Below are 17,002 nucleotides of genomic sequence, written 5' to 3' on the forward strand. Positions count from 1 at the left end.
GGGCGGTGGAGCGGTGGTTCGCTGTGGTGGTGCGGGGGTTGGTTCATGAGGGTGTGTCCAGCAGGGCGAGGCCGGGGTAGTACTTGCGGCCGTTGGATTTGATCATGTCGGCGGGTGAGGCGAGGCCGACTTCCTGCCGGACGCGGGTGGCGAAGGCGCGGGCGCCTGCGGGGCGGATGCCTTCGCCGCTGCTGCACCAGGAGGCGTAGGTGGTGTAGAGGAGGCCCTGTTCGGCGCGCAGGTCGGGCTGGGTTTCGAGGTCGCGGGTGCAGCATTCGGTGAGGAAGCGGCCGATGTGGTCTTCGGTGTTGGCATACGCGGTGGTGGCGATGCGGACGCGGTCGGGGCCTTCGAGGTTGTCGCGGGTGGTGAGGTAGCGGCGGGCGCCCTCGATGAGCCACTGCAGGATACCGGGGCCTTCGTCGCGGACGAGTTCGCTTTGCGGGCATCAGTGGAGCATCCTCCCGCGCGGCGGGGGGCCAAGCCTTGACCTCACAGAGGTCCGGCTTGAACCCCCTCCCCCGCCAACACAGCCGATTTTCAGGGAGCCCCAACAAGGAGAGGATTCTCGCCGCAGTGGTCGAAGTGAAGGTGGCAGTTCACGACCAGAGAGATGTCGCCGAGAGGGACTCCAGGGCTCGGAGTGATCAGACAGCTTCTGCGGCTGACCTCCAACTGGCAGGGTGTCAGCCTCCGGGAGCTCGTCCGTTTTTCAGGTGAACTTACCGCTTTTCATGGGCATAGAAGCTGGACATCCTCCTACGCTCTTATCCGGCACGAGCAGACGAACACGGTGTGCCTGCCCTCTTTGGGCTCAATAACCGTCGGGGGTTCGTATGAGGCCGGGACAGGCCGGTTGGTGGGGCTCGTTGCACGCCGTTCTTATCGGCTGGTCATCGGCGGCATGTGGGTGGGGCAAGGCTCTGGGGCTGGGATGCGTGCTTGCCGCCATGCTGAGCGCGAGCGCGACGGCGGTGCTGTTCATCCCCGTCGGCGTCGGAGTGCCGGCTGCGCATGGTCTGGCCGCCCTGTCGCTGCTTGGGCGTGCCAGGACGGCCGCCGGAAGGGTCCGCCTTCGCCTTACGCTCCTAGCGGTGTCTGTGGCAGCGGGTGGCCTTCACCACCTCGTGGTCAATCAGCTCCCTTCCCCTCGTTGCAGACCCGCTGGTGGCCTCCACTTCGTCCTCCAACTGCTAGCGCCCACCGGAATCGCGCTGTGTCTGGTGCTGGGGGTCGCCGGGTTGGCCGTCGCAGTGGCGGACGGCGGCACGACGCTGATCTGGCTGCGGCGAGTCCTGGACGGATGGATGATCGCCGGCTCCCTGCTCACACTGGGCTGGGTGCTGCTGCTGCATCGTGCCGACCAAAGCGGCAATGCCTTCGGGTCCTTGCAGGATCTGACACGCGTGGCGACGGACACCCTGGTCTTCGGACTTCTGGTGGCACTGCGCTACTCCCTGAAGCGTCCTGAACGCACCGCGACAACGGTAGCCGCCTTGGCCCTCACCGTGTTGACCGCAAGCGACATGCTGCGCATCCTCATGCCGGCCCCCGGCACCTGGTACGGCATTCCCTGCGCAGCGGCCTGCTCGATCACTGGCCTGCTCCTCATCGCCGTCGCCCCATGGCTGGCCGGAGGCACCAGCGTCGCGGACATCGACCAGCGCATCATGCCCGTTGTCGGGGTCGTGGCCGCTTTCGTGCCCGTGGCCATCTGCGTCCTGGCCGTGACAGCTCACACCATGGTCGGAGGCCACACCGACATGGTCCTGCTGATCCTGGCGGGTTTGCTGCCTATCTCGCTCGGTATCCGCCAGGGCATCATCCACGCCGATCACCTGCGTATCACTCGCGAAGCCACCACCCGGGAGGCGCTTTACCGTGCCTTGGTCGACGGCACCCGCGACGTGATCACCATCATCAGCCTGGACGGCCGCGTGCTCTACGTCAGTCCTGCCGCTCATCACGTCTTCGGTTACCGGCCTGAGGACCTGCTGGGTGCCCGTCTGCCCCTGTACTGCCACCCCGACGACCTGACGCCGCTGATGCAGGCAGTCGAGACGCTGCGGCAGGAAGCCGCGTTAGGCATCCGCGGTCCGGGCCGCCGCGTGTCCTGCCGGGTCCGCCACGCCGACGGACGTTGGTGCCACGTCGAGTCGACGGTCAGCCACCACACCGAAGGAATGATCTTTAGCAGTCGCGATGTGACCGACCGGGTCATCCAGCGGGAACAACTCGAGCACCTGGCCTTCCACGACGCGCTCACCGGACTGCCCAACCGGGCCCTGTTCACCGACCGAGTCGCCCATGCCCTGCGGAAGCGAACCACTCACGCAGCCCCACCCGCAGTGCTCTTCATGGACCTGGACGGCTTCAAGGCTGTCAACGACTCGGCTGGACACGCGGTGGGCGACACTCTCCTGATCCACGCCGCTCGTCGGCTCCAGGCATCCGTACGGGCTGAAGACACCGTGGCCCGCCTCGGCGGTGACGAGTTCGCCGCCCTCCTGGAGGGAGAGGCCGGGACACACCCCTCACATGCCAAAGACGTCGCCGAGCGCATCCTGTCTGCCCTGACGCAGCCCTACCAGATCGCAGGCAAAGAGGCACTCGTCTCAGCCTCCATCGGCATGACACTCGCCGTCCCGGGCGTAACACCAGACGAACTCCTCAGCCAAGCCGATGAAGCCATGTACGAGGCGAAGAGAGCAGGCAAAGGCCGTATCCGCATGCACATCCCCCCGTCCCGCCAAGCCGGCCACAGTCCGTCACCCGAGGCCCGCCAGACGGCCACCTCCCTCCAGGCGTCAGGCCAACCGGCAGCACACGGCGCGGGACAGCGACCCCGTGCTGCCGGTACCCCAAACCCCTGATCCCAGCCTGATCGCCCAGCATGGACCGGAAATCGCCATAGCCACGGGCCAGAGCTACCGCCTCCAACCACCGTGCGACTGCGGTCTCCCGGGCTTGGCTGACAAACAAGAGGCTCGGCTCGGACACTGATTGTCTGCGTCCGATACGACTTGCTTCGGACGAGTGTGCTACCAACCTCAGTGGTGCGGTGGGCGAAGTGACGGGGGTGCGGAGATGCCGGGTCGGGGAATCGGGGTCTGTCGAGGGGTGCACTGACCCGGCAGCGTGCAAAGGCGCGATTCGTTGGTCGACGGGCGCAGTAGGCGTTATTCGCGGAGAATTTGTCGAAGGATCCGCAGTAGTCTGAGGAGGATCCGACGGAGTTTCTGTTCCTGCGTGGTGTGGGTGGGGTGGGGAAGTCCACGCTGCTGCGACAGTGGCAGCACGGGCCCGGCGTGCGGATGCGGTGACGGCGATGGTGGACGAAAACGACGTCCGCGGGGTGCAGCAGGCTTTGGTCGAGTTGGTCAGGCAGTTGGCAGAGCAGGCCGATAGGTGCAAGGAATTCGACAAGGCGGTCGAACAGTTCCGGCGGGAGCAGGCGGCGCAGGGGGAGCCGATGCCCGTGGAGGGCCAGGCGTCGGTGTCGAGCCGGGTGGTGACGCAGGCCGCTTTGAGGGCGGCGTCGCTGATTCCGGGAGCCGGTGTCGTGACGGCGATAGCCAATCTGGATGCCGCAGCCCAGGGGCTGGGCCGGCTCCGATCGGCATCCCAGGCGCGTTCCAGGCGGCGGGGAGCCCGGGGTGATGAGGCGGATCTGAGCCGGTCTTTCGTCGCCGAGCTGACAGGTTGAGCCGTCGCCATCAGTGGGTGGTGCTCTTCTTCGACAAGTGGGAACAGACTGCCCGGTACTTGGACGGGTGGCTGCTGAATCTGCTGGACGAAGAGTTCGGTCCAGTGCCTACAAACGTCATCGTCGTGCTGGCGGGCCGGGACGAACTCGCGGAGCGCGAATGGGCACCGCTGGGGGCACAGGTGGCGGATGTGCCATTGGAGGTCTTCACCGAAGCCGAGACGCGTGCGCTGCTGACGAGCGGGGCGTGACCGATCCGGGCGTGGTGGAAGCGGTGCTGCAGCTTTCTATGGGGCTGCCGCTGCTCGTGGAACTTCTCGCCTTGGCCCGCCCTCGCACAATTGAGGAGGTGGATGCGGGCGGGCATCTCGCCGACGTGGCGGTCGAGAGGTTCGTGCAGTGGATCACGGACCCTAAGACGGTGTCCTATGTGGTGAGGCGGACGTACCGCTTGTAGCAGCAGAGGGCTGCGGCGAGACCGAGAAAGGCCAGGTAGTTGCGTGGATTGCGTTCATAGCGAGGGCTGAGTCGGCGGTAGCCGGACAGCCAGGAGATGGTCCGCTCGATCACCCACCTACGGCGGCCCAATCGTTTGCTGGACTCGACGCCTTTGCGTGCGATGCGCACCCCGATGCGCTTGCCTCGTAACCATTTTCGCAGGTGGGTAATGTCGTAGGCCTTGTCGGCATGCAGGCGTTGGGGCTTGAAGTAGCGGCCGCGGTGAGGGTCGTGTCTCGTTTGGTGACCGGTCACCATGGGCTTCAGGCCTTCGCTGTCGTGGACGTTGGCGGCGGAGACGCCGACGACCAGGGGCAGTCCGTTCGCGTCCGACAGGACGTGCATCTTGGAACCCGGCTTGCCCCGGTCCACGGGACTCGGACCTGTGTGTTCGCCCCCTTTTTGGCGCGCACGTGCGCGGAGTCGAGGACGACGCGGGAGACGTCGATGAGGCCCGCGTCGTCGAGTTGGTGCAGGACCGCTTCGTGGAGCCGGCCCCAGACGCCTGCCCTGGACCAGATCATGAACCGGCGATGGGCCGTCGGCTTCGATATGCCGAAGCACGGCGGCAGTGCCCGCCAGGCGCACCCGCTGACCAGCACGTAGATGATCGCCGCGAACAGCGTCTCATCAGGCGTGTTCTGGGTCCCGCCACCCTGCGGCCGTACCCGGTCCTCCGGAATCAACGGCCTGGCGAGCTCCCACAAGCCGTCCGGAACAATCCAACTCCACGTACGGCGCCCCATGAACGGACCAACGAGCGATCACCACATAGGACACCGTCTAATACTGCAACGGTGCTTGCCGTGACTGCTGGCCAGCTCGTTCGTTGGTGTGGTTATGGGTGGGGACCTTGCTGAAGTCAGGTTGTGGGCCGGAGAGCTGGACGTACTGCATGAGCGGTTCGTGCACCGGTTCAACCGGGAAGAGCCGCGTCAGTCGGCACTTGCTTATATGCGGGGGCTGGTTGCGCCGCTGGAGCGGAAGAACGGCTGGACGCTGGCGGAGAAGGCCGGTCACGCGGGCCCCGATCGCATCCATCGGCTGCTGAACCGGATCGAGTGGGATGCCGACGAGGTCCTGGACGACGTACGCGACTACGTGGTGGAACACCTCGGAGAGCGGGACGGCGTCCTGATCGTCGATGACACCGGGTTTCTCAAGAAGGGCATCTGCTCGGCCGGCGTGCAAAGGCAGTACTCCGGAACCGCCGGCCGCACCGAGAACAGCCAGATCGGTGTGTTCCTCGCCTACGCCACCGGCCGTGGACGCACTCTGATCGACCGCCGTCTGTATCTGCCCACCTCCTGGACGGATGACCGGGCCCGCTGCCGCCGGGCCGGCATCGACGACAGTGTCGCCTTCGAGACGAAGGTGGCCATGGCCAAGGCGATGGTCCGCCGGGCCATCGCCGACAAGGTCCCGTTCAGCTGGGTGACGGCGGACGCCGCTTACGGTTACAGCAAGGGCTGGCGGTTCGAGCTTGAGCAGGCGGACGTCTTCCACGTCATGGCCACCACCCGGCACGACACCGTCGTCACCCGCTGGTCCATCGATCACCCCGTCCACGACCTGTTTTCCGGCCTGCCACGGCAGAAATGGAAGCGCCGTTCCTGCGGTGAAGGAGCCCATGGTCGGCGGATCTTCGACTGGGCACGCGTCGAAGTGAGGCCCTGGCACCGCGAGGACCGTCGGCACTGGGTTCTCGCCCGCCGCAGCGTCAGCAGGCCCGAGGAGATCTCCTACTACGTCGCCTACTGTCCCGCCGACACGACGCTGGACGAGCTGATCCGCATCGCGGGCAGCCGATGGGCAGTCGAGGAATGCTTCCAGACCGCCAAGCAGGAATGCGGCCTGGACGACTACCAGGTCCGCCGCTACCCCGGCTGGCACCGCCACATGACCCTGGCCATGGCCGCCCACGCCTGCCTCACCGTCCTGCGGGCCCGCCTGCTGGACACGGACAAAGCAGAAACGGATCCTCCCAGCTCATCCACCTCAGCCTCGCCGAAATCCGACGCTTGATCCACCGCCTCATCGACCGCCGGCCAGCACCGGTCGAGCACATTCTGCGATGGTCAACGTGGCGCCGACGACGCCAATATCAAGCCCGCCTGAGTCACTACAAACGACGCGGACACAGCCCCTGAAAACTGCCCAGCACTCAGAACAAGCACCGTTGCAGTACTAAGGGGCGCACACCCGAGCACTCAGCGCCGGAGTACGTCGGCGAGCCAGTCGAAAACGACGTCGCAGTGCTGCTGAGGGGCCATCGGGGAGCAGTGCAACTGTGCCCCGGTGGCCTTCGTCAGTTTCACGTAGTCGCGCCGCGTGCGCAACAGGTCGTACATCTCCCGCGGCTGGCCCGGGTAGAACTGCTCGAAGTCGTAGTCCAGTACGAGCGTCGGGGCCTTGATCCTGCCGACGATCCCGGTGATGTCGAGGCCCATGGCCACCTGCGCCGGTGTCCAGAGGTCGGTGAGGATCTTGCCCCGGCGCGCCTGGCGCAGCGCCTTCCGATCGAAGATCTCGAAGCGCTTCTTGACCGTGAAGGCCTCCTGCGGGGTCAGCTCCGGGACGACGTCCTCGTTCCAGACCCGGTTGGTCTCCTCCTTGTCGGGTGTGACGATGTCACGCAGCGCCTCGTCGAATCCGAGCCAGGGGCTGAGGCATCCGGGCATCGCCACACAAGCGGCGAGCCGGTGCTCGAAGGCGGCGGCGCGCGGGGCGAGGTTGCCGCCCATGCTGAGGCCGGTGAGGGCGATACGCCGGCCGTCCACGTCCTCGCGCCGCAGCAGCCAGTCGACGATCGGGGCGACCACCGTCTCCCAGCGGGTGGTGAAAGGGATCTCCTCGACGAACAGCAACTGCCCCTGTCCAGGGCCGTCGTAGACGAGGGCGTTCCAGCCGCGGTCGAGGGCTGCGGACACGCCGTAGGTCCACATGTCCACGTTCTGCCCGTCACTGCCGTTGGTGAGGATGACGGTGGGGCGCCGCTCGGCGGGGCCGTCCGGGCGGAAGAACCACAGCGGCAGCCGGGTCCTGCCCCACGGGACCCGGGCGGTTACGGCGGCGGGCGTGCCGAGTCGGGCGAAGGTGTCCCAGGCCCTGCGTCCCGCCTCGTAGACCGCCTCCTCGTCACCGGGCTGGTCGGTGCCCAGGACGTAGAACAGCGCCTGGGCGTAGTACTGGGCCGCGCGCAGCGAGCGGAAACGGCGGGTCTGCGACGGCGTCCCGCGGCCGTCCCGGCCCACGGCCGGGGAAGCGGAGAGCTGGTCGCCCCAGGACCGGAAGGTGTCGGTGTAGGTCTGCTCGGAGAGCCCCGCCGCGTTGATGGCGTTGACAGCGGTCAGCACCTCGCCGACCTCGGAGGCGCGCATGCCTGCGGCTCCCAGCGCGAGCAACCCGGCGAAGTTGAAGCCGGGATCGGTGAAGAGCTGCATCGCTCCCGGCGTCGGATCGGGCGCCGTCGAAGGCACAGTGGGCGCGGCGGCCGCGGTACGAGCGGTGCTCCCGACGGCGAGCGCGCCCGCCCCCGCGGCGAGCCCGGTCAGGGCCGCGCGGCGGGTGAGGGAAGCAGGCTGGTGCGGTGTGCTTGTGGTCATGCGGGGGACGCTACGGCGCTCCACCCCGCGCGGAAATGTGGCGCGCCCTCCCATGCTCCGACTGGGTCCACGCGGGCCCGGTCAGCTACCGCACAAGGTGCGAAGGACGCGGTCGCCGCACAGGCCGCCGGGGAGGCGGTGACTCAGACCACGCCGGCGAGAGAGAGGCAACGATGGGGGCTCAGTACTACGGCGCCGACAGCGAGAACGGCGACGGCATCGACGACCCCTCCGAGGACGCGCTGTTCATGATGATCAGCGACCTCAACAACTCCGACAACACCTTCGTGGTCGTCCAGCCCGACGAGGAGGATCCCGTCTGGTTCGCCTCCGTGGCCGTCCTCGATGAAGGCGGCTACGATATTGTGCCGGGACGGCCATACACCGGATGAGGACGCGCGGCTCCCGCTGCTCTTGTGCAGCTGAGCCGATCCCGCTGGCCGCTGACGCTGCCCAGCGGCGGCAGCATCGGCCGGACACAGGGCGCACCGCCGGGCGGGTCCAGTCTCTCCCACGATCGACTCGCCCCGGTGAGGGTGTCCGGGCTAGACACCGAACGAGATGTTCGCGATGACCTAGGCGCGGCCGTCCGAGGCACGCTGTCGGTTGAGCCAGCGGCGAGGCAGTCGTCGATCAGGCCGTCCGCGCGCGGCGCTCAGAGCGTGAGTACCGGTCGCCTGGAGAAATTTTCGTACATGTCCTCTCCGTCCGGTCCGTACACGAACTCGGCCATCTCGGGGTTACGGTTGGCGGTCGCCAGGGGGAGCCAGGCCAGCAGGTGGCCGTAGCCGCCGCACACCGACTCGCCCCCGTCGCCGCCGTGGACCGCGGTCACATCGCTGGTCAGCTCGGCGCGGTAGGTGTCGTACGCGATGTGCAGGCCGAAGGCGTTCAGCTCGTTGTGCGGGCCGGTGTCGTCCCCGTAGGGGATGCGGTCGAGGGGACAGTCGTCGCCCCACCGGAACAGGGTGTTCGACCCGGCGCCGCAGGCGTGTTCCCACTCGTCGGAGCTCGGCATCCGCAACCCACGGGCGGAGAGGGCAGCTGGTATGTCGGCCGGCTGTTCGGTCAGGGTCTCGTCCTCCACGGCCATGAGGACGGTGTCCAGATGGACGCTGCGGCGAGCGCTGAGGATCCGCGCGAGGTGGGTCCGCAGATCGGGCCCGTAACCGTAGCCCTGCTCCCGGCTTTCGGCGTAGTCGGCGGCCTGCTGGGCGGTCGGCTGCCAGGTGTCGAGGTCGAAGCCCAGGGACACCCGGCCTCCGGGTATCAGGGCGAACTCCTCCCCGTCCTGCTCGACCCGGACACGGTGCAGCGGGGCACCGAGGTGTTCCGTGCTCTCGACGAGCGACACCCGGCCCCCCACCTGGTCAGCGGCTTTGTGGGCGATCCGCCGGGCGGTGACCTCGTCGAAGGTCCGCCACAGGTCGAAAGTGAGATCAGCGAGCGACATGGTCGGCAGTGTGGCACGCGGCACTGACACAGCACCGAAAGACAAAAGCCGCCAGGCACGCGGGTGAACCAGTTACTACGTGACCTTGCCGATGTCTCGAGACAGCAACCGCACACCAGGCTCTTCTCCGAGCAGCCCCGCTTGAGCCAGATCAGATGCCGCTCTCGCCGTACAGCAGGCGTGCCTCGTCTTCCGCTTGCCGCGCCACTTTCGCTGACGGTCGAGGATCGCCACGGTGCGCCGACGGATGGTCAGCAGTGCTTGCTGCGGGTCCTTGCCGCAGTCACCCAGCGTTTGCACGAGCTCCCCGAACGCCCCAGCACGGCCAGCACCGCCGCGGTGACGTTGGCTGCCGAGTCCTCCTTGCCGTCCTCGTCCAGCCGTCACCCTCGTCGTCTTCTTCGTCCCACGCCGGCCCGATTCCACCGCCCTCTGGGCTGGCAGGGTACCGGCCCGCCTGACCGCAGGCATCTAGCCTTTTAGGATGTACAAGCAGTGGTTCCAACCGGACCAGCCGACGGAAGGCGAGGAGGCCGCCCGGCCCTTCGTCCGAGTGTGGGCGGAAGCGGTCATCCGCCAGGCCCGGCGCACCGGGAAGCCCGGCAGGCCAGCGCCGACAACTCGCGAGCCTACGACCGCGCTGAGGACTTCAGCCCAGGCCCCGAGCTCGAGCACGACTTCCGTACGCAGTGGGCTGAGGTGCACCTTCTGGTGTGATGCGCCCACCAGTTGGAGCGGTGGCGCGGGCGCCTGGCACGGAGCGGGGCGAGACGCCGCCGCCTGAAGACCAGGACCTCAAACTTGCCCGGGACGCGCTGGAGCACCTGGACGAGGCCGTCTTCGCCGACGACCAGGCCCGCTCTCCAGCGGACAAGGGGTTCGCCGGCCGGGCCCTTCGCGGTCTGCCCGGTCAACGGCTGCGCCTTCCCTCGGCGGCGGCAGTCTCTTCGAGGTCCTGGACCGGAGCGGCTGGACCAGAAGGCCCTCGAGGTCGTGAAGTCCGTCTAACAGGAGCTGGCCGACCGGGCGGTGGCCGCCTACGCGGATCTCGCCGGCGGACGGTGAGACTTGCCGCGCGCCCGCGGCTTCCGGCAGGGGAAGCGGGCGGCCCGTCCGGGCAACGTGCGAGGAGCGCGGACGGGCTCCAGCCTGGATTGTTCCTGACCGGCCGTGCCGGCGGACGCCGACAGGCCGGAACCCTCGTCCGTCGGTCACCGTCACGGTGACCGACGGACGGAAGGACCGAAGGCGCTGACGCCCACACCGTCTGGGCTCGCTCGCCGACGCTGCCAGGGCCCGAGCCACGCTGGCATACGACGACCGGCTGGACCCTGCGGGGCACCCACGGTGCCGACAGCCGCGCACCAGCCCAACCCTGACCGAAGGCCCCAAGGCATGGACAGAAGCCCTGAGCCCGACGCCACGCACGGGATGCCCCAGCCCGCCCCCGAAGAGAGCGTCGCAGTCGAATGGGCGGTGGCCCAGCGCAAGCAGCGGGCCATGGAACTCATCGCCTCGGTCATACCAGCCGACTCGGCAGGCGAGGAGATCACCCGCTCCTACGAGGAGTTCCGCGCATGGTGCGAGGACCCCGACGCACTGCAGGCGGCGCTGCGGAGGATCGTCGACATGGGGGCGGCCTCGCACCAGCGCCTGGAGCAGGCTGCCGCAGTATTGCCGCGCCCTCGCCCGACGGCCCGGAAAACTCCCGCGCCTGCCGCTCGGACGGCAACGGTGCCGCACACAGGCCGCCCGACAGGTCCAGAACCCCGCGGCACCGACTCCGCCGGGCCGGCCCCTGCCTGGAGAAAGTCCGGCAGCATCAAGGTCGGCCCGGGCGGTCAAGCGCTGTCCGGTGGCGGCTCAGGCGGCAGTCCAGTCGCGCAGTTGCCGGGAGGTCCGGGCGACGCCGAGCGCTCCCGAGGCCGCGTCGCGTACCAGCGCGACGGCCGACTTGGGCGGGTAGTCCAGGGCGCGCTGGGTGGGCCGACCGTTGAGACAACGTTCCACTCGGCGACAGCCCGCTGCGACGCTCGTAGGGTGTCTAAATGCCCAAGCCGTTACGGATGAGCCGCCGCACATGGGTTGCCGCGTGGGCGGTGCTGTGCGTGGCCGCTATCGCTGCCACCGCCGCACTGAACGCCTCGCCGGCGCCTGACCCGCAGCCCGAGAAGCCCGTCAGCGCCGAGTGCGCCGAGTACATCGCGGACATCGAGACGCAGCTGGCCAAAGCTAAGGTGGAAGGCAACGACGACGACGGCGTGCTGGCTTTCACGCGAACCAGGGTCGGCGCGGACGACTGCAGCGATGAAGTTCTCGACCACTTCAGCGGCGACCGGTGAGGCCCCCTATGGGGCTCGCCGCGATAGCGGGGCTGATCTGCGCCGGTGTCGTGCCGATCATCGCCGTGAGCGCCGCGACGGAGCCGGAGGCGCAGCCCACGCCGCCGCGGTTGTACTCCTCCTGCTTGGCGGCCGACACCCAGCCGATGCCTGTGGGCGACGACCCGTGCGACGGCCGTTGAAGAACCACTGAGTGACTGGCCGCCGCAGGACGGCGACTGAGGCCCCTGCCCGTACGCATGTCCGGGAGGCCGATAGTGAGCACCCAGGCGCCATTCGCCACAGCCCTGACGCTCGCCTGCACCGGCCATGGCGAGCTGGCGGTATTCCCGCTGGGCACAACGTCTCCTGCCCGCCGCGCCGACGGCCCACAACGAACACCGCACATGCCGGCTCCCCGACGACCGTGCCCGCCTGAAAGACCACCTCGGGCACCACCACACTGATCGACCTGACCTACGGCTACAAGAACACCGCGGGCAAGGACACCACCAAGATCCGCACCCGCACCGACAACCTCACCAAGAACAAGACCACCTACGACTACGACTCCCAGGACCGTCTCCGTTACGCCCTGGAAGGCGACTCCGCGGGCACCCGGAAGGCGTCGTGGCTGTACTGCTGGGACAGGGCCGGCAACCTCACGAGCCAGGACGGAAGCAAGAACGCCTGCCCCGGTGGCACCACCTACACCCACGACGACGCGAGCGAGCTGACCGGCAAGAACGGCTCCACCACGGGCTAGTCCTACGGTCTCTGACCTGGCCCAGCTGTGCGGCCGTTGCCGTACCGACGTCGCCCCTTTTTCTCGCCCATGGTCCTCTTTGTCCCTTCGAGTGCCCCCGTGACCACAGCAGCTCTCCTCTGGGGCGGGCAGCCGCCACCCAAGACCCGATGTACGCGAGCGACAACGTGAAGCTGCGCGGAGATTTCAGTGTGCTCTCAGTGTGCTCGCCGACGGGCCGGCTGGTGGTGCACTACGCATGAGGCGCTGGGAGCGCAGTCCTGGAACCTTCACCTCAGCGACGCCCCCAACCAGGGGCTGAGGCGGGCTGTGCAGCGGACCCGGCGCTGGGTGGGGTGGTCTCAGCCGTGGAAGTTGATGTGCCGTTGCCGTCGGGGTCATCGTTGCGGTTGGTGTAGGCGTGGACGTCAGCGCGGCTGCCGGAGGGCTTGTACAGGTAGATGGTGTCCTTGTCGTTGTTCCACAGGAAGTTGCAGTTGTCCCGGTGGACGACGTTGTGGGTGTCGGGTCCGTGCCGTGGCCGCCGCGCAGCTTCACATAGTCGCCCGGCTGCAGGCAGTGGTTGGCGGTGAAGGTGAAGCGGTTACCGGTGGCGTCCTTGACGACGTAGCCCTTGAGGTTGATCTTCGAGCGGGAGGAGTAGTTCTTCACCGTCAGGTACTCCTCGTCGGTGTTGCCCGAGGAGCAGCTGTTGGAGTCCCGTCCGGGCGCGTCGTACTGGGCTCCGCGGATCTTCAGTGCGGAGCTGTATTCGGCGGCGTGTGCGGGAACGCAGGACAGATCGGTCAGCGCGCCGGCCGTAGCAGCGGCAGCCGTAACGAGGTTCTTGCGCAAGACCGGGCTCGCCATGGTTGAGCGGGTGGTGTCGTCTGTGCAGGACACGCACCCGTGCTCGGTGGTTGCGCAGAGATGGGGACCTTCACCCGTTCGAAGGACGTGGATGTACGTTGCCTGCGGCGGCGAGGCCCGGCCATCGGCGCGACTTGCCTCCACCCGCCTGTTCAAGCAGACCTTCGGCTGGACGAAGCCCCGGCTGCGAGAACCGGAAGCTGCCGACCGGTGGACCTGGCTGATCATCGCCGCCTACACCCGGCTCCGGCTCGCCCGCCCACTGACCCAGGACCTGTGGCACCCGTGGGAGAAGCCAGCCCCGCCAAACCGGCTCACCCCCGCCCGGGTCTGCCGGACCTTTCGGAACCTCCGCGAGCACATGCCCTGCCCCGCCAGAGCGCCGAAAACCCCACCGGCCCGGCCCCGGACGGCCAACTGGCACGAAGAAAAGACACCGGGCACCCCGCTACGACGTGGGCAAAACCGTCCGCCGCGAGAAGACCCTTATCGTCCTACAACGGCTTAAAAGGAGCGCGGGTCGGATGCCGGGCTGTCGGGTGTGCGGCGGCGGGACCCCGCCGGGGCGGACCCCCCCGACACGGTCGACCTCATCGGCACCGTCCAGATCGACTTCGATGCCCAGCGCTCCCTGGATCAGCATTGGACCGACGAGAACTCCACGTTGACGAGCAGTTCAGGGCTTGTTCGCGTACAGGGCCTCGATGACGTCCGCGTATGCCGCCGTCGCCGCCTGGCGCTTGACCTTCAGGGACGGGGTCAGCAGCCCGTTCTCCTCGGTGAAGTCGCCCTCGACGAGGGTGAAGGCGCGGATCGACTCGGCGCGCGAGACGGCCTCGTTGGCATGGTCGACCGCCTTCTGCACGTCGGCGCGCAGGCGTTCGTCGTGGACCAGCTCGGACATCGGGGTGTCGGCGGGGAGTTTGCGGACCGCCAGCCAGTGGGCGAGGGCTTCCGGGTCGAGGGTGATCAGGGCGGCGACGTAGGGGCGGTTGTCGCCGACGACGAGGCACTGGCCGACGGGCGGGCGGCTGCGCAGGCGGTCCTCCAGGACGGCCGGGGAGACGTTCTTGCCGCCGGTGGTGACGAGGATGTCCTTCTTGCGGCCGGTGATGGTGAGGTAGCCGTCCTCGTCGAGGGAGCCGAGGTCGCCGGTGGCGAACCAGCCGTCCTCCAGGGCCTCCCCGGTCGCGGCCGGGTTGTTCCAGTAGGCGCCGAAGACGATGCCGCCCTTGATGAGGACCTCGCCGTCGTCGGCGATGCGGACGGCGGTGCCGGGCACCGGGAGGCCGACCGTGCCGGGGCGGGGGTCCAGAGGCGGGACGATGGTGGCGGCGGCGGTGGTCTCGGTGAGGCCGTACCCCTCGTAGATGAGGATGCCGGCCGCGTAGAAGAAGAGGTTCAGGTCGCGGTCGAGGGGGCTGCCGCCGCTGATGGCGTAGCGCACGCGGCCACCGAGTTCCTTGCGGATGCGGCGGTAGACCAGCAGGTCGTACAGGGCGCACGCGGTGCGCAGTCCGGGGCCGGGTCCGGGGCCCTTGTCCAGGAACCGGTTCATGTGGGCGTGGCCGAAGCGGACGGCGATGCGGTGGGCGCGGTCGAAGGAGGCGCCGCGGCCGAGCTTCTCGGCCGTGGCACGGCCGGTGTCGTGGATCTTCTCGAAGAGGTACGGGACGCCGACCAGGAAGGTCGGGCGGAACGCCCTGAGGGCCGGGCGGAGTTCGTCGGGCTTGATGCTCGGGCAGTGGCCGATCTCGATGCGGCCCATCAGGCAGGCGATCTGCAGGGTGCGGCCGAGGATGTGCGCGAGCGGGAGGAAGAGGAGCGTCGAAGCGGTCTCGCCGGTGACCTCCTTGAACAGGGGGTGCAGCAGTTCGACGGTGTTGGCGGCTTCGGCGTGCAGGTTGGCGTGGGTGAGGACGCAGCCCTTGGGGCGGCCGGTGGTGCCGGAGGTGTAGCAGAGGGTCGCGGTGGTGTCGGGGGTCAGGGCGGCGCGGCGCTTGGTGACCTCCTCATCGGGGACGTCCCGGCCAAGGGCGGTGAGGTCGTCGAGGGCGCCGCCGTCCAGCTGCCAGACGCGCGGGGGTTCGGGGTGGGCGGCCGTGCCGGTCAGGACGGTGCCGGCGTTCGCGGCAGTCTCGGTGACCACGTGGCGGGCGCCCGAGTCGCGGACGATCCATTCCACCTGGTCGGCGGAGGATGTGGCGTAGACCGGGACGGTCTGGCCGCCCGCCGACCAGATCGCGAAGTCCAGGACCGTCCACTCGTAGCGGGTGCGGGACATGACGGCGACGCGGCCGCCCGGTTCGAGGCCGGCCGCGATCAGGCCCTTGGCCACGGCGGTGACCTCGCGGGCGAAGGCCGCCGCCGTGACGGGCTGCCAGGTGCCGTGCCGCTCGCGGCGCAGGACCACGGCGTCGGGGGCCTCGGCCGCGTTGGTAGAGGGGATGTCGGCGATGCTGCCGGTCGTCGGGCGGGGCGCGAGGGGAGCCGTGCGGGCCTCGCGGACGACGCCCCGCTCGTCCCTGACGGTGTCGGCCTTCGTGCGAATCGCCAGGTCGGTGCGGTGTTTCGCCCGTTGCAGATCCTTGCGTACGCCCATGACGGCTCCCGGTCGCGGATGAGGCTGACGTGCTGTCGCATTTACTTACTCGGGAGTCAACTTACCCATAAGTAAGCCTAGGTCAATGGGCGGGGGTCACATCATGCGATTCGCGGTGTCGATCGCCTCGGCGAGCCCGCGGATCTCCTCGCTCTCCGTGCTGTCGGCCAAGTCATCGGCGTGGTCGGCGAGTTCGTCCCGCCGTGGGGCGTCGGGCAGGTCGTGGTCGCCGTGGCCGAGGGCGTCGGCGAAGTAGGCGGTCGTGGCGGCGATCCGCAGGCCGCGGCTCGCGCTCTCCAGACGGAGTCGTCGAGGGCGTCGGTCTCCAGGTCGCCGGTCTCCTCGTGCGGGTCGCGGGTCGCGGGTCGCGGGTCTCCGGGTCTCCGGGTCGAGCCAGCGGACGGTGGCGGTGGCGAGGTGGCCCCGGGCGCCGGGCTCGGTGCGCACGGCGTACAGGGCGGTGACCGTGCGGCCGGGGCCGACTTCGCCGCCGTCGACCCGGTCGTCGCGGAAGTCCTCGTCGGCGACGCGGCGGTTGTCGTAGCCGATGAGGCGGAACTCCTCGACCGTCTCGGGGTCGAAGGCGACCTGCGCCTTGGCGTCGCGGGCGGTGAGGTCGATGTTGCGCGGGAGCTGCTCGGAGAAGACCTCGCGGGCCTCGTCCTCGTCGGACACGTAGACGGTGTGGCCGTCGCCCTTGTCTGCGAGCCTCTCCATGAGGGCGTCGCCGTAGTCGCTGCCGACGCCGACGCCGAAGAGGGTGATGCCGTGCTCGCGGCGTTCGCCGGAGATGCGCTCCAGGATGCTGTCCGCGTCGGTGTCGCCGGTGTTGGCGAGGGCGTCCGAGATGAGGACGACCCGGTTGGTGGCGCCCTCGCGAAAGAATGATCAGGCCGCCAACCGCAGGAAGAAGGGCAGCAGGGGCGGCAGGCCCGTCACCCACGACCCCGGCCTCTACCGCGACCGCAACACGGTTGAGCGGGCCATCAACAAGATGAAGGACTGGCGGGGCATCGCGACCCGCTATGACAGGTCGCCCGAGAGCTACCTCCCCGGACTCCCCCTCTCCGCGCAGCGACCAACTGGATCCGCAGTCTTCTGAAAGCCCCTTGATCACAACCGCAGACAGTCCCCTAGGCGCGTGTCCTGCACAGACGACACCACCCGCTCAACCATGGGGAGCTCGCTCGGGCGCAAGACCC

General features: G+C 68.6%; 12 protein-coding genes and 7 pseudogenes. 9 read left to right on the forward strand and 10 right to left on the reverse strand.

The genetic code is table 11. From position 1 onward, the window contains the following. Positions 1-43 precede the first annotated feature (43 nt). Positions 44-436 (reverse strand): annotated as a pseudogene (locus C1J00_RS46395) (DNA primase); the annotation flags it as partial. A gap of 107 nt (positions 437-543) precedes the next feature. Next, positions 544-633, reverse strand: a pseudogene (locus C1J00_RS46400) (MBL fold metallo-hydrolase); the annotation flags it as partial. Positions 634-1,223: 590 nt separating this feature from the next. Between C1J00_RS46400 and C1J00_RS04935 the strand changes: the two are divergent. The 4 genes from C1J00_RS04935 to C1J00_RS45050 all read left to right on the forward strand — a co-directional run bounded on the left by C1J00_RS04935 (position 1,224) and on the right by C1J00_RS45050 (position 4,163). Next, on the forward strand, positions 1,224-2,873 hold the full coding sequence (locus tag C1J00_RS04935) for a sensor domain-containing diguanylate cyclase (RefSeq protein WP_180989406.1): 1,650 nt from the start codon (positions 1,224-1,226) through the stop codon (positions 2,871-2,873). A 455-nt stretch (positions 2,874-3,328) separates the two neighbouring features. After that, on the forward strand, positions 3,329-3,706 hold the full coding sequence (locus tag C1J00_RS45040) for a hypothetical protein (protein WP_180989407.1): 378 nt from the start codon (positions 3,329-3,331) through the stop codon (positions 3,704-3,706). A 17-nt stretch (positions 3,707-3,723) separates the two neighbouring features. Next, a complete protein-coding gene (locus C1J00_RS45045; RefSeq protein ID WP_180989408.1) occupies positions 3,724-3,957 on the forward strand; it encodes a hypothetical protein in 234 nt (77 codons plus the stop codon). Next, positions 3,954-4,163 carry a hypothetical protein gene (locus C1J00_RS45050; RefSeq protein ID WP_180989409.1) on the forward strand — a complete coding sequence of 70 codons (210 nt, stop codon included), beginning with the start codon at positions 3,954-3,956 and terminating at the stop codon, positions 4,161-4,163. The genes C1J00_RS45045 and C1J00_RS45050 overlap by 4 nt, the downstream gene beginning before the upstream one ends. Here C1J00_RS45050 and C1J00_RS04945 read toward each other — a convergent pair. After that, a protein-coding gene (locus C1J00_RS04945) for an IS5 family transposase (RefSeq protein ID WP_102907799.1) occupies positions 4,133-4,950 on the reverse strand; the annotation gives its coding sequence in 2 pieces (ribosomal slippage) (positions 4,133-4,608 and positions 4,608-4,950; 819 coding nt in all). The genes C1J00_RS45050 and C1J00_RS04945 overlap by 31 nt on opposite strands. A 94-nt stretch (positions 4,951-5,044) precedes the next feature. Here C1J00_RS04945 and C1J00_RS04950 point away from each other — a divergent pair. Further along, complete coding sequence (locus C1J00_RS04950) at positions 5,045-6,229, forward strand: IS701 family transposase (RefSeq protein WP_102907800.1); 1,185 nt, start codon at positions 5,045-5,047, stop codon at positions 6,227-6,229. A 185-nt stretch (positions 6,230-6,414) separates the two neighbouring features. Here C1J00_RS04950 and C1J00_RS04955 read toward each other — a convergent pair whose 3' ends face one another. Next, complete coding sequence (locus tag C1J00_RS04955) at positions 6,415-7,809, reverse strand: alpha/beta hydrolase family protein (RefSeq protein ID WP_102907801.1); 1,395 nt, start codon at positions 7,807-7,809, stop codon at positions 6,415-6,417. Between the two features lie 173 nt (positions 7,810-7,982). Between C1J00_RS04955 and C1J00_RS04960 the strand changes: the two are divergent. Further along, a pseudogene (locus tag C1J00_RS04960) lies at positions 7,983-8,177 on the forward strand (hypothetical protein); the annotation flags it as partial. A gap of 287 nt (positions 8,178-8,464) precedes the next feature. Here C1J00_RS04960 and C1J00_RS04965 read toward each other — a convergent pair. Both C1J00_RS04965 and C1J00_RS04970 read right to left on the reverse strand, forming a co-directional pair. Further along, positions 8,465-9,262, reverse strand: a complete 798-nt coding sequence (locus tag C1J00_RS04965) for a hypothetical protein (RefSeq protein WP_102907821.1) — start codon at positions 9,260-9,262, stop codon at positions 8,465-8,467. Positions 9,263-11,125: 1,863 nt separating this feature from the next. Then, positions 11,126-11,239: pseudogene (locus C1J00_RS04970) on the reverse strand (fic family toxin-antitoxin system, toxin component); the annotation flags it as partial. 71 nt (positions 11,240-11,310) lie between these two features. Between C1J00_RS04970 and C1J00_RS04975 the strand changes: the two are divergent. After that, positions 11,311-11,604, forward strand: a complete 294-nt coding sequence (locus C1J00_RS04975; RefSeq protein ID WP_102907802.1) for a hypothetical protein — start codon at positions 11,311-11,313, stop codon at positions 11,602-11,604. Here the strand turns inward: C1J00_RS04975 and C1J00_RS45055 are convergent. Both C1J00_RS45055 and C1J00_RS04985 read right to left on the reverse strand, forming a co-directional pair. Then, positions 11,588-11,743 carry a hypothetical protein gene (locus C1J00_RS45055; protein WP_180989410.1) on the reverse strand — a complete coding sequence of 52 codons (156 nt, stop codon included), beginning with the start codon at positions 11,741-11,743 and terminating at the stop codon, positions 11,588-11,590. The genes C1J00_RS04975 and C1J00_RS45055 overlap by 17 nt on opposite strands. Positions 11,744-12,690: 947 nt before the next feature. Continuing rightward, positions 12,691-13,198: pseudogene (locus tag C1J00_RS04985) on the reverse strand (lamin tail domain-containing protein). Positions 13,199-13,343: 145 nt separating this feature from the next. Here C1J00_RS04985 and C1J00_RS46405 point away from each other — a divergent pair. Next, positions 13,344-13,713, forward strand: a pseudogene (locus C1J00_RS46405) (NF041680 family putative transposase); the annotation flags it as partial. A 161-nt stretch (positions 13,714-13,874) separates the two neighbouring features. Here C1J00_RS46405 and C1J00_RS04995 read toward each other — a convergent pair. After that, entirely contained in the window at positions 13,875-15,800 is a 1,926-nt protein-coding gene (locus tag C1J00_RS04995; protein ID WP_102907803.1) for an AMP-dependent synthetase/ligase, read from the reverse strand. A 96-nt stretch (positions 15,801-15,896) separates the two neighbouring features. Next, a complete protein-coding gene (locus C1J00_RS05000) occupies positions 15,897-16,649 on the reverse strand; it encodes a YfbK domain-containing protein (RefSeq protein ID WP_102907804.1) in 753 nt (250 codons plus the stop codon). 1 nt (position 16,650) lies between these two features. Between C1J00_RS05000 and C1J00_RS05005 the strand changes: the two are divergent. Next, a pseudogene (locus C1J00_RS05005) lies at positions 16,651-16,913 on the forward strand (IS5/IS1182 family transposase); the annotation flags it as partial. Positions 16,914-17,002 lie beyond the last annotated feature (89 nt).

The organism is Streptomyces cahuitamycinicus, assembly GCF_002891435.1.
GTDB classification, from domain to species: Bacteria; Actinomycetota; Actinomycetes; order Streptomycetales; family Streptomycetaceae; genus Streptomyces; species Streptomyces cahuitamycinicus.

Coding starts and splice junctions, on each gene's coding strand:
- C1J00_RS04965 (WP_102907821.1), bottom strand. CDS start 9,262: ATGTCGCTCGCTGATCTCACTTTCGACCTGTGGCGGACCTTCGACGAG.
- C1J00_RS45040 (WP_180989407.1), top strand. CDS start 3,329: ATGGTGGACGAAAACGACGTCCGCGGGGTGCAGCAGGCTTTGGTCGAG.
- C1J00_RS04950 (WP_102907800.1), top strand. CDS start 5,045: ATGGGTGGGGACCTTGCTGAAGTCAGGTTGTGGGCCGGAGAGCTGGAC.
- C1J00_RS04975 (WP_102907802.1), top strand. CDS start 11,311: ATGCCCAAGCCGTTACGGATGAGCCGCCGCACATGGGTTGCCGCGTGG.
- C1J00_RS04995 (WP_102907803.1), bottom strand. CDS start 15,800: ATGGGCGTACGCAAGGATCTGCAACGGGCGAAACACCGCACCGACCTG.
- C1J00_RS04955 (WP_102907801.1), bottom strand. CDS start 7,809: ATGACCACAAGCACACCGCACCAGCCTGCTTCCCTCACCCGCCGCGCG.